Raw genomic sequence first — 11,775 nt, 5'->3', positions numbered from 1 at the left:
AGGTGCTAGGTTCGAGGTGCTAGGTGAAGGATTTGCGGGTTTTGATTAGGCCTCCGAGCATCAGGGAGATTTCTCGGGTTTCTTCTACCCACTCGTTGCCGAGTTCTTTTGGTATGTGGCCGGCTTCTATTCCTATGAGGATTTGGGTTCTCAGTTCTCCGCAGGAGCCCTTGGCATACGAGAGGAAGTTGACGCATTCCTTATTGGATTCGCGCTCGAATCCTTCTGCAATGTTGCTCGGGATCGACAGGCCAGAACGGCCGAGTTGATCGCGGAAGCCCCAGTCGTTCAGCTCGCGGGCAAATCGGTACAACTCCGCGCTCATCCGCACCGCCCGACGCCACACACCCAGATCCTCAAACTTCACACCAAACGCCCCACCAAATAACTGGCCCCTCGAACCCGCTCTTTACCCCGGAACCTCGACCCTAGAACCTCGATCCTGCCCTTCAAGACACGCTACCGCCCTTGGGTGGCTCCCAAAGGCCCTGATTTTGCAGGGATTTTGGTGCCGAGGAGAGGACTCGAACCTCCACGGGTTGCCCCACCTGGACCTAAACCAGGCGCGTCTACCAATTCCGCCACCTCGGCACGTTCGGAGTGCTTCAGGCTCTGACTGTACGGCTCCGGCCCGATACGTCCCGCGTGAAAAACACCGGGTTCAAGTATGGCACAGAGATACCCCTTCCGACAGTCGCTGCCGCTACTCCGCGGCACCCGCCGCGGGCGTATTCTATCAGGCGATTATCGGGTGTTGCTGTGACATTGATATGGCTGCTGGGGTGCGCCGGAGATGCAACCCCGGTCTACGAGGGTAAATCAACCGGAATCGCCGGGAAGGTGGGTGTAGCCCGGCCTTGCATGGCCGGGGTTCTGGGGCTGGCCGTGCCGATTTGATGCGTGCGAGGTCCCGGATAAATGCTGCGCATTTTCCGGGACGACGGTTCGGGGGGACGACGGTGGGAGTGGGCGAGGAGTGGGGTTATACCGTCTGGCCTTGTCTTGCCGAAGCTGGTGTCCGGTGTCTTTTGAGGATGGCTTCGATGATGCGGGGGCAGGCTTTGCCGTCGCCGTAGGGGTTGTGTGCCCGGCTCATACGCCGGTAGGCGCATTGGTCGTCAAGCAGGCGTGTGGCTGACCGGATGATGTCTTCGGTTTCCCTGCCGATCAGTTCGACGGTGCCGGCTTCCAGCGCTTCGGGACGTTCGGTGGTGTCACGAGTAACCAGTACGGGCTTGCCCAGGGACGGGCCTTCTTCCTGAACACCGCCGGAGTCGGTGATGATGAGGTAGGACTGCATCATCAGGTAAACGAAAGGCAGGTAGTCCTGCGGTTCGATCAGATGGATATTGGGCCGGCTGGATAGCAGCTCGCGTACCGGCTGCTGTACATTCGGGTTGAGGTGTACGGGATAGACCACCTGCACGTCATCGCGTTCGGCCAGGGCGACCAACGCCTGACAAGTCCGCCGCAGCCCCTGCCCAAAGCTTTCCCGGCGATGCCCGGTCACCAGTATCAGGCGTCGCGCCGGGTTGATGAAGGGAAACCTGGAGGCCAGATCCTGCCGGAGTGTCTGGTCGTGACGGATCCGCTCTGCCACTTCCAGCAGTGCATCAATAACGGTATTGCCGGTGATGACCGTATCGTTGTCGCGGATGCCCTCGGCCCGCAATGCCTCCGCGGCAAGCTGGGTGGGGGCAAAGTGCAGGTCGGCGATTCCGGCGGTGAGCTTACGATTGACCTCTTCGGGCCAGGGAGAGTAGATATTGCCGGTACGTAGCCCGGCCTCGACATGCCCGACCGGAATCCGGGCATAGTAGGCTGCGAGACTGCCGGCCAGTGTGCTGGTGGTGTCTCCGTGCACCAGCACCCGGTCAGGCTGCACTTCGGCGAGGACATCGCGCAGGCCGGTCAGTATGCTGGCGGTGATATCCGTCAGATCCTGCTGGCTGCGCATGATATTGAGGTCATGGTCGGGACGGATATTGAAAAGGTCCAGGACCTGGTAGAGCATTTCCCGGTGCTGGCCGGTGACGCACAGCCGCGAGTCGATGGCCGGGTCCGAGGCCAGCGTTTGGATCAGTGGCGCCATCTTGATGGCCTCTGGCCGCGTGCCGAAGATGGAAAGGACTTTGAGGGGCTGGGACATACTTGAAGGTCTTTATTGTGTTGTCAGGCTGCAATCAGGTTCAGGGCTGGCCGTGCTGCAACAGCAGCTCTCCGGCCGGCAGGTAGCGCAGTGAGAAAACCAGCGATGGATGACAGCCATCAAACTGATTCTCGCTCAGTGGTCTCGGTCGGGCTTCGAATTCTGCATCGGGCGCGCTGAGTTGCTCGAAGGCTTCGTGAATGATGCCGATGTCGCAATCGAGCTCATCGAGATAGTGGCGACGTTCCCGGCCGGTCAGTTGTCCGACCCCTGCCCCGTCCTGCACCCAGACGCGCAGTCCGGGCAGATCGTTAAGCCCGTGCAGCCATTCGGCGTACTGCCGGGGTTGCTGGCGCCCCGTGAAATAGCTGCTCACGGCCAGCGGTGAATCCAGCGCCTGCAACAGGCGGCCAAGCTGGCCGGACAAAATGGTCTGCCGGCCTGTTTCGGCCAGTCCCCGATCAGGCAGCTCCAGCGGCAGATACCAGCCGGCAAACGCTTCGTACCGCGGGTGGTCCTGCCATGTGCGAGCCTGTGCCAGGCTGCCCAGCAACAACTCATTGAGCTCATCGCCCCAGGATTGACTGTCTCGCTCCAGGCTGGCAAACCAGCGGTCTTCCCAATGCAGGCCCACCCAGATTTCCAGCCCGGCTTCCACTGCATCTTCGACACGCTGACCGAGCCAGCCCTCCACGCCACCGAAGTGCTCTTCGTTGTAGCGGGTCCACTGGAACACCACGCCGCTGTAGCCGGCGTCATCAAGCGCCCCCAGGATGGATTGCCATTGTTCCCGGTCCAGTTGCTGGTCATCGAGTTGAGGCTGGTAGAACACCAGCCGGTCGTCAGCGCCCGACAGCGCGGTCATGGGTATGGCCATGAGCGAAAGAATCAGAAGAAGGTGCTTCACCATTCACTCCCCACGCGCAGGAACAGACCGTTGCGATCGGCAATATTGGTTTCGAATGCATGCTGGAATTCCAGCCGGATACTATGCAGCCGCCGGTAGGCGTCGTACTCTCGAGCTCCACCCCACAGACGAAGACCCAGGCCTGCACCGGCGCGCAGATCGTGCCCGCCGCGCACCAGGCGTGATTCGGCCAGAACATACGGGAACCAGCTTGCCGAGGTATCGTCGCGCAGGGGGCGATGCCATGCGTAATCGTATCGTGCCGAGACCAGGTAATCGTCGCTGCGCGTCCACCAGGCGCCTTCGACGTAGAGACGCTGCTCGCGCCAGGAGTCGCTGACCGGGCGCCAGTCACGGCGATATCGCCCCGTGCTCAGCAGCTCGGTGGCGCCATGGACCAGAAACTGACCATGTCCGGATTCGGGCTCCAGCCAGTCGACGCCCAGCACCGTGATGCCCACCGGCACCTGCCAGAGCAAACCCAATGTGGCGGCCCGATTGGCCAGAACGTCGTCGGAAGGCCCCTGCCCGATCAGCCGGCCGCGGGCGTGGACACTGCCCAGGCCGCTCCGGGGCGTCAGGCGGCGGCTGAGCGTGACATCGGCATAGTGTCTGGGCGGGTCGGCTTCGAAGAAAAACTCGCCGGGGACACTGCCGGTGGCAATCCAGCCGCCTGCCGATACATTCCATTTTCGCCCCAGTGACTCATGACTGCGACGGGCAAGATAGGAACGCTCGATGGTCTCTTCCCGATCCAGGCCCGGCGGTGGCAGATCCGAATGCAGCAGGTCGATGGCATGGCGAAACGATTCGCGGGCCTCTTCATCGTGGTATTGCTCGGCTTCGAGATGACCGATCTGCTCGTGAATCCGGAATCGCCAGGGCTCCATCTCGGCAACACGCTGAAACACCTGGACGGCGCGCTCGCGGTCCAGCGGCTCCAATGCATAGGCATATTCGGCCAGGTACTCGACCTGGTCGGGCGCCCGTTCAACGGCTTCTGCCAGAGCCTCCACCGCTTGCTCGCGCTCACCCAGTCCCCACTGGATGACCCCGATCTGAAAGCTGGCCTCTGCCTGGGGCCAGCGTTGATGCAGTGTCTGCCAGTGTGACAGCGCGGTTTCGAACTCGCCCATGCCCTGGGCAATGCGGGCCTGCATGGACCACCACTGTTCATCGTCGGTGGCTGGATCGAGCCGCTCGAACTGATGGCTGGCCGCGGAATAGTCGCCAATGGAAAGAGCCGCCTCCACCCACATGACCCGCAACGGATCGGCCATGATTTGCTGCTCGTCCAGCTCTTCGAAGCGTTCAAGCGCGGCATGCCGGTGCCCGGCTTCTGCCAGAGAGATCGCCAGCGGCTCCAGCGCCAGGTCAACACTGGCTCGATGGGCGGCCTCGAAGTGATGCGCGGCCAAACCCGGCGAGGCAGCCGCCTGAAGGCAGAACCCGAGCAGCATGTGCAACGCCCCCTGCTCTTCTCCACCGGTTGGCAGTTCCAGTCCACGCACTTCGTCGCAACGACCGATGCGCTGCAGCGTCTGGGCTGCCGCGACTCGCAGCTCCGGGGCCGCTGCCGTCGATGCCAGAGTGACCGGGTGGCGCGCCTGGGGGTCGAGCGTTTCCTGCGGGTAGAGACCCAGCAACCGCAGGCTGAGACGCTGTCCGGCCGGATCATCGCCATGTGGCATGGCCGCAATGAGCAGCCGTGCGGCCTCGTCGTTCTCGCCGGCCAGAATGTAAAAGTAGGAAGCGCGTTCCAGGTCGTCAATGTCGGCCGACCTGTCAAAGCGCTGCTCGTGCAGGCGGGCGGCATCGAGATAGCGCTGTTGACGCTCCAGTGCCGCGAGCAGGTAGGCCTGTGCTACAGGGCCGGGCTGGCCGCGCAGGGACTCAATCAGCCGCTCGTCATCGCCACGCTGTTCCAGTATGACTGCCAGGGTGGTCAAACGCTGCTCTTCCAGCACCTGCTCATCGAAGGATTGTTGGGCCAGCAGCTCAACCGCCTCCAGACGAACGGCCAGGTTCAGCCAGTAGTCGGCCGGCGCCGTGGGGCAGCCGTTGAACCACTTCATGGCCTGTTCGGACTGACCCGCCTGCCAGGCCAGATCGACGGCCTGCAAGCACTCTCCCTGCCGATAGGCCAGTTTGGCGGCGCGTTCCAGATCACCCAGTTCACGATAGACCTGTGACAGTTGCTGCATCTCTCCTGGTGTCAGCACATGATGGGCGGCGACGGCCTCGAGAACATTTTGAGCCACATGCCAGTGACCGCGACCGATGGCCGCCTGGGCGCTGGTGCGCAGCAGTTCAAGGTCAGCGGCAGAACGCTCGTCGAGAAGATGTGCTGCGAGGGCCTGCCATTCGCCAAGCTCGATCCAGGCGGCCACGGCCCGCTCCCGGTCCTGCGGCAACCAGGCCTCGTGGTTCGCCAGCCGCGTCAGCGAGGCGATCACCCGATCTGGCTGGTTGGCGGACTCCGCCATGATCGAACGCAGCCGCAGCGCTGCGGCACAACCGCTGGAAGGACAAGGCACCTGATCAAGCTGCGCCAGCGCGGCGCGGGTTCCTTCCCGCGCCTCGGTGGCAAATCCCAGTGCCTGAACCAGCTCGCGGGCACGCGTGGGCGTGGCTTCGGTCAACCATCCGGAAACGGTCTCGATGGCCGGCGGGTCGTCCGGATCGGCCAGCCAGGCCAGCCTGGCACGATGACGAAGCTCATCCTTGCGCTCGGACCGCGGCAGCGCCTCCAGTCTTGACTCCACCTGCTCGTAGCGACCCGCCATGATCAGGGTCTGCACCATGGCTTCGATCAGGGGCTCATGTTGCGGCGCGCGGCGAAGTGCTGCTTCCCAGTGCACGATGGCGCTGGCCAGATCACCTTGTTCCATCGACCGCTGGGCTCGCTCCACATGAGGAAAAACACGGTGACGATCCAGCTCGCTCAAGTCCGCGAGCATGGACACGGGTGCCGCATCCTGCGGGCCGTTTTCGGCCATTCCGCAAGGAGTCAGGGCAATGAGCGCAGTTGCGATCAGCCACAATGCCCACACCGGGTGGTGCACCAGCCGCTTCATGACACCACCTCCTTCTCGAGTGATTCCGGATCGATGCCGGACTCCTCCAGCAACTGCCGCATGGTGGGCTGGAATTTCTGCTGCAACTCGAGAGTGGACTCCAGTGCAGACTGACTCAGATAACCATGCTCGACCAGGTACTGACCGAGGGGCAGATCACTTTCTTCGTAACCCAAAAGGGCCTGATACAAGGCGCTGGAACTCATGACGTGGTTGCCCATCAACAGGTCACCCAGCAGTACCTGCCGATGAATGTAGCGCATCCACAATGTTTCGGCCTGACGGGCATTGATCTGTTCGGATTCGACAGCCGCTTCGAGTAGCTTGATCGGGTTTTCCATGGGCCGCCCTGAACAGTGCAGACGAAGCGCGGTCGTGACCGTTCCCTGGGGCGTGATCACATAGCGCACGTCCCGGCCCAGCCGGCGCGTCAACGCACGCTGCTGCACCGGCAGCAATGCCGTTTCTCTAGCCAACAGCAGCGCCCCGTCCGGCTCCTTCTGAAGCGGAAACACACCGTACTTGCGCGCCAGGTTGAGGTCCATCAGTTCAAGCTGCGCGCGGCTGATGTTGCGCGGATCGAAATCCCGGCACGGCACACCGGCCTGGGCGGCCAGCAACGCACAGAGCTGCCGGGGCGAGATCAGTTCCAGCCGCAGCAGGGTTTCACCGAGCCGTTCTTCCGGACGACGTTCGGTGAGTGCGCGGTCAAGTGCTTCATCGCTCAGCATTCCCTCCGCCACCGCAGTGGCGCCAAGGGCGCCGATATGTACGGTCTTGCCCAGCTCGGGAAACTCATGCGCGGTCTTGTCCCAGTCCATGCCCTTGCGCTGGGTCGCCCTGGCATACAGCCAGGCAGCCCGACCGGTTGCGGCAAAATTGATGACGTTGCTCCACAACATTCTGGGCGCCGACATCAGTCCCTGGACAATGCCGTACTGCGCACTGACGAAGTAGATTCGCTGCAGTAGTCGGTTCAGCAGCAAGAAGCCGTTGATCCACAGCAGGGTCACCAGCAACTGGCTTTCGGCAAACATGCCGAGAAATCGATAAGGATCGTCGCTCAACCAACCGTACAACAGCAGCACCAGCGCGTTGAACAGAATGAAAGTCGCCAGAAACGACACCGGGTGTGCTATCAGGCCGCGCCGATCGCGCCAGAGGAAGTAGTTCATCCAGAACGAGCCGCCCCAGCGAAGGCTGCTGGCGCCCTGGAACACGATTCCTGTGACCCAGCGAGACTTCTGCCGTACCGCCGCCGAGAATTTTTCCGGGAAGTATTCCCGCACGGCGACCACAGTGGCATCCAGGCTCTGTCCATCAGGCAGACGCTCGCTGGGAAAGCGAACAAAGACTTCCTTCATGCCCCGACGGGCCAGACGGACAGCAATGTCGTAGTCTTCTGTTAGAGACTGGGTATCAAAGGGTACCGAGTCATGTTCGCGCATCAGACTCAACAATGCCCTGCGGCTGAAACAGGTACCCACACCTGCACTGGGAACCTGACCTGCCAGGGCTTCACGAATCACGACGTCCTTGCCATGCTGTTCGGCAAACTCGTCAACATAGTGACCGCCGGTAAACTTGTGCAACGGCCGCGGCAATGGGTAGACCGGCACCTGGATCAGGTCCTTGCCGGCCAGCATGGCGTTGAAGACCCGGAGTTCGAGCGATGGGATCACATCCTCGGCATCATGCAGAATGAAGCCTTCGAACTGGACTCCCAATTGCTCTTCGAGCTCGAACACCCGTACGACGATGTTGTTGAGACAATCGGCCTTGCTGGTCGGACCCGGTCGGGCACAGACCACCTTGTGGACGGTGGGGTGCCGATCGGCAATCTGGTCGACGGCCTGCTGGGTTTCGGTGTCATTGGGATACGTCCCGACGACGATGTGATAGTTCTCGTAGTCAATGGAACGACCCGCCGCCTCGACCATCCTGGCAATAACTTCACTTTCCTGCCAGGCAGGCACCATGATGACCAAGGGCCGCTGCCTCGCGGTCAGTAAGGAATCCGGCCCGGCCCGCCGGTGCTGCCGGTAAATCGTCAGATTGCGCCAGAACCTGCGGCACCAGTAGACGATATCGACAAACAGATCATCAAGACTCAGGAATGCCAGGAGTATGGCAGTGACGATGGTGACGTACTTGAGTCCGTAGAGATATACGGCGGTGAGATCAACCCAATCCATCGGTTTCGGTCAGCCCGGAATCAGTTAAACCGATGCCCTTGAACACGCACAGCCATGCCCCCGCCCAAACCGCTTGGCTTGGCGGGCACTTTGCTGTGTTCAAGGACCCCTTATGTGATCCACGTCACACTATCGCGAGTATAGCGCGGGGGTGATTATTGTCAACGATTTCCTGCATGCGCAGCGAGAGGCAGGGCCTTGCATGGCTGGGGCGGTGAGCGGTGGCCGTGCAGATTTGGTGCGTGCGAGGTCCCGGATAAATGCTGCGCATTTTCCGGGACGACGGTGGGGGGGCAGCCGGGACGACGGTGGGGGGCAGCCGGGACGACGGTGGGGGGCAGCCGGGACGACGGTGGGGGGCAGCCGGGACGACGGTGGGGGGCAGCCGGGACGACAACTATTCCGTCGCCCCGGCCGGAGCGAAGCGCAGGCAATGGAAGAAGTCTGGTTTTCGCCGTCAGGCGAAAGAAGGACTTCCGGAATGCCGTTAAGCGCGTGGAGAGCCGGGGCCTCGCACGCTGCCCCCGGCACGGCTTCTCGCCATGGCCATCAGAAAACGCCGGGAATCACCCACCAGGTGCGAGAGCGATACCCTGGCCACTCGGCATGCCGCGCCATGCTCGCTTCCTTGTGGATCATGTTGACGGCGAACACCCCGCCCCAGACCCAGGCCAGCACCACGAATGGCAGCCAGTGCCAGACCATCAGGGCGAAGCTCAGGTAGATCATCATTTCGCCAAGGTAGTTGGGATGGCGAATGTGGCGATGCAGGCCGTCGGTGATCAGGCCTTTTTCTAGCCGCAGGGTAAAGTACTTCTGTGCGTCGGCGGCCACCATGATGACTGTGCCGAGCAGGCACAGCGTGATGCACAGGGCGAACCAGGCGCCTTCGGGCAGTGGATAGTCGCCGCCGTGACCGGCGATGAGTAGCCAGCCGAATACCCAGTACCAGCCCAGCACGCCCAGAAATGCGTTGATGCCTCCGGCGACGGTGATTCGTTTCTGCCAGCCGGCATCGGGGAAAGCCACATCCTTGACCAGCCAGGCGATCCCGTAGCTCCCATGCAGGGCCAGGTAGACCCAGACGGCGGTGGATGTGTTGCCGTAGAGCCACATCAGCAGGGCCAGAAAAGGGAAGGTTCCGACTTTCTGGAAGTTGATGACCCAGGCAAATTTCCACGGACGCGGGCCGCCAAGGGCGTCTTCGACCAGCCAGGTCGTCAGTCGGCGAAGGCGGGCGGCCCATGTGGGGACTGGCATGGCGATCGGGTTTCAGTAGCAGAAACCCCGATTGTAGCCCGGCCTTGCATGGCCGGGGGTTTTGGGCGGTGGCAGTGCAGATCTGGTGCGTGGGAGGTCCCGGATAAATGCTACGCATTTTCCGGGACGACGATGGGGGTGGTTGTGGAGCTGTCCGTGCAGATGCGATGCGTGGGAGGTCCCGGATAAATGCTGCGCATTTTCCGGGACGACGATGGGGGGGGGGTGTGGAGCTGTCCGTGCAGATGCGATGCGTGGGAGGTCCCGGATAAATGCTGCGCATTTTCCGGGACGACGATGGGGGGGTTGTGGAGCTGTCCGTGCAGATGCGATGCGTGGGAGGTCCCGGATAAATGCTGCGCATTTTCCGGGACGACGATGGGGCAGCCGGGACGACGATGGGGCAACCGGGACGACGATGGGGCAACCGGGACGACGATGGGGCAGCCGGGACGACGATGGGGCAGGCGGGACGGCGATGGGGCAACCGGGACGACGATGGGGCAACCGGGACGACGATGGGGCAGCCGGGACGACGATGGGGCAGGCGGGACGGCGATGGGGCAGCCGGGACGACGGTGAGGGCAGCCGGGACGACGCTGGGGGCAGCCGGGACGACAACTATTCCGTCGCCCCGGCCGGAGCGAAGCGCAGGCAATGGAAGAAGTCTGGTTTTCGCCGTCAGGCGAAAGAAGGACTTCCGGAATGCCGTTAAGCGCGTGGAGAGCCGGGGCCTCGCACCGAGCCGATTGGCACGGCTCAGAGCAGAGACCCACCGCGCGAGCCCCCGGCACGAAGGTTGAAACGCTATCTAACCTGCCCGGGCACCATCAACTGCAGGTCGGGGATGACGCGTTGCAAATGCAGGAAATCCCGGTCGTCTTGCAGCAAACGGGCATTGTGCTCGATGGCGATCTGCGCAATCAGGCAGTCTATGGTGCTGCGGATCGTGAGGCCAGCTCGTCGGCACTGCAGGTAGAGATCGGCGGCACGATTGTGACTCAGGACAGGATCTTGAGGATGCAGAAATCGTTGGGTGCCGAAGTACTCGGTCAGACGCTGAAAACTCTCTGGCGAGTCTGCCCCCTGAAGAATCTCCTGATAAATGACGCCAGTGATTGCTACTGGCAGGTCATCGCCAAGGAGGCTCTCGAGCAACCGCGTGGCGGCGGTATCCTGACCACGCAGATAGTCGATCCAAACGGAGGTATCGACCAGGATCACGAGGAGCGGTCACGCTCGCGCAAGGCGCGGTGGTCATAGTCGGCACTTATGCCGCCCTGCCCGCGGAGCTCTCTCAGATCCTTGCGGCGATGCTGCTCAACGAATTCACGCAGAGCGAGATCGACCAGTTCGCGTTTGGTTTTCACTCCCGCATAGCGGAATGCGGCCTGGAGCAGTTCGTCATCCAGTTCTATGTTGGTTCGCATGCGACATACACCACTCTATACACATTGGATGTGTGCCAGTGTACACCATGGTGAAGTTGGGGGTTCTGGATGGGTGCCACGTATTCTTCGGGACGACGGGGTTCTGGGGGTGGCCGTGCAGATTTGGTGCGTGGGAGGTCCCGGATAAATGCTGCGCATTTTCCGGGACGACGTTGGGGGAGCGGGACGACGGTGGGGGAGCGGGACGACGGTGGGGTTGGTCGGGACGACGGTGGAGGGCGGGATGACGGTGGAGGGCGGGATGACGGTGGAGGGTCGGGATGACGGTGGGGGAGCGGGATGACGGTGGGGGAGCGGGACGACGGTGGGGAGCGGGACGACGGTGGGGTTGGTCGGGACGACGGTGGAGGGCGGGATGACGGTGGAGGGTCGGGATGACGGTGGGGGAGCGGGACGACGGTGGGGTTGGTCGGGACGACGGTGGAGGGCGGGATGACGGTGGAGGGTCGGGATGACGGTGGGGGAGCGGGACGACGGTGGGGAGCGGGACGACGGTGGGATTGGTCGGGACGACGGTGGAGGGCGGGATGACGGTGGAGGGTCGGGATGACGGTGGGGAGCGGGACGACGGTGGGGAGCGGGACGACGGTGGGGTTGGTCGGGACGACGGTGGAGGGCGGGATGACGGTGGAGGGCGGGATGACGGTGGAGGGTCGGGATGACGGTGGGGAGCGGGATGACGGTGGGGGAGCGGGACGACGGTGGGGAGCGGGACGACGGTGGGGGAGCGGGACGA

Annotated in this window: 8 protein-coding genes and 1 tRNA gene; all 9 read right to left on the bottom strand. The window is 62.7% G+C overall.

Features of this window, described 5'->3' with window-relative positions; genetic code table 11:
- Nucleotides 1–19 precede the first annotated feature (19 nt).
- The 9 genes from IC757_RS06425 to IC757_RS06385 all read right to left on the bottom strand — a co-directional run bounded on the left by IC757_RS06425 (nucleotide 20) and on the right by IC757_RS06385 (nucleotide 11,018).
- Nucleotides 20–367, bottom strand: coding sequence for a four helix bundle protein (locus IC757_RS06425; RefSeq protein WP_190976526.1), 348 nt, complete (start codon nucleotides 365–367; stop codon nucleotides 20–22).
- Between the two features lie 139 nt (nucleotides 368–506).
- A tRNA-Leu gene (locus tag IC757_RS06420) sits at nucleotides 507–591 on the bottom strand.
- 391 nt (nucleotides 592–982) lie between these two features.
- Nucleotides 983–2,149 carry a non-hydrolyzing UDP-N-acetylglucosamine 2-epimerase gene (gene wecB, locus IC757_RS06415; RefSeq protein WP_190976525.1) on the bottom strand — a complete coding sequence of 389 codons (1,167 nt, stop codon included), beginning with the start codon at nucleotides 2,147–2,149 and terminating at the stop codon, nucleotides 983–985.
- 40 nt (nucleotides 2,150–2,189) lie between these two features.
- Nucleotides 2,190–3,059, bottom strand: coding sequence for a DUF4434 domain-containing protein (locus IC757_RS06410; protein ID WP_190976524.1), 870 nt, complete (start codon nucleotides 3,057–3,059; stop codon nucleotides 2,190–2,192).
- A complete protein-coding gene (locus IC757_RS06405; RefSeq protein ID WP_190976523.1) occupies nucleotides 3,053–6,133 on the bottom strand; it encodes an NfrA family protein in 3,081 nt (1,026 codons plus the stop codon). Before IC757_RS06405 ends, IC757_RS06410 begins: the two co-directional genes overlap by 7 nt.
- The gene (locus IC757_RS06400; protein ID WP_190976522.1) at nucleotides 6,130–8,328 is read right to left on the bottom strand and encodes a glycosyl transferase family protein; all 2,199 of its coding nucleotides are present in this window, start codon (nucleotides 8,326–8,328) and stop codon (nucleotides 6,130–6,132) included. Before IC757_RS06400 ends, IC757_RS06405 begins: the two co-directional genes overlap by 4 nt.
- 549 nt (nucleotides 8,329–8,877) lie before the next feature.
- Nucleotides 8,878–9,588, bottom strand: coding sequence for a methyltransferase family protein (locus IC757_RS06395; RefSeq protein WP_190976521.1), 711 nt, complete (start codon nucleotides 9,586–9,588; stop codon nucleotides 8,878–8,880).
- Nucleotides 9,589–10,395: 807 nt separating this feature from the next.
- Complete coding sequence (locus tag IC757_RS06390; protein ID WP_190976520.1) at nucleotides 10,396–10,812, bottom strand: PIN domain nuclease; 417 nt, start codon at nucleotides 10,810–10,812, stop codon at nucleotides 10,396–10,398.
- Nucleotides 10,809–11,018, bottom strand: coding sequence for a type II toxin-antitoxin system VapB family antitoxin (locus tag IC757_RS06385; RefSeq protein ID WP_190976519.1), 210 nt, complete (start codon nucleotides 11,016–11,018; stop codon nucleotides 10,809–10,811). Before IC757_RS06385 ends, IC757_RS06390 begins: the two co-directional genes overlap by 4 nt.
- Nucleotides 11,019–11,775: the final 757 nt, after the last annotated feature.

The sequence above is a fragment of the Wenzhouxiangella sp. AB-CW3 genome, from assembly GCF_014725735.1.
Taxonomy (GTDB): domain Bacteria; phylum Pseudomonadota; class Gammaproteobacteria; order Xanthomonadales; family Wenzhouxiangellaceae; genus Wenzhouxiangella.
The sequence above is the reverse complement of the archived record's forward strand: the minus strand, read 5'-3'. Positions and strand labels throughout refer to the sequence as shown.

Coding starts and splice junctions, on each gene's coding strand:
- IC757_RS06405 (WP_190976523.1), bottom strand. CDS start 6,133: ATGAAGCGGCTGGTGCACCACCCGGTGTGGGCATTGTGGCTGATCGCA.
- IC757_RS06400 (WP_190976522.1), bottom strand. CDS start 8,328: ATGGATTGGGTTGATCTCACCGCCGTATATCTCTACGGACTCAAGTAC.
- wecB (WP_190976525.1), bottom strand. CDS start 2,149: ATGTCCCAGCCCCTCAAAGTCCTTTCCATCTTCGGCACGCGGCCAGAG.
- IC757_RS06410 (WP_190976524.1), bottom strand. CDS start 3,059: ATGGTGAAGCACCTTCTTCTGATTCTTTCGCTCATGGCCATACCCATG.
- IC757_RS06395 (WP_190976521.1), bottom strand. CDS start 9,588: ATGCCAGTCCCCACATGGGCCGCCCGCCTTCGCCGACTGACGACCTGG.
- IC757_RS06385 (WP_190976519.1), bottom strand. CDS start 11,018: ATGCGAACCAACATAGAACTGGATGACGAACTGCTCCAGGCCGCATTC.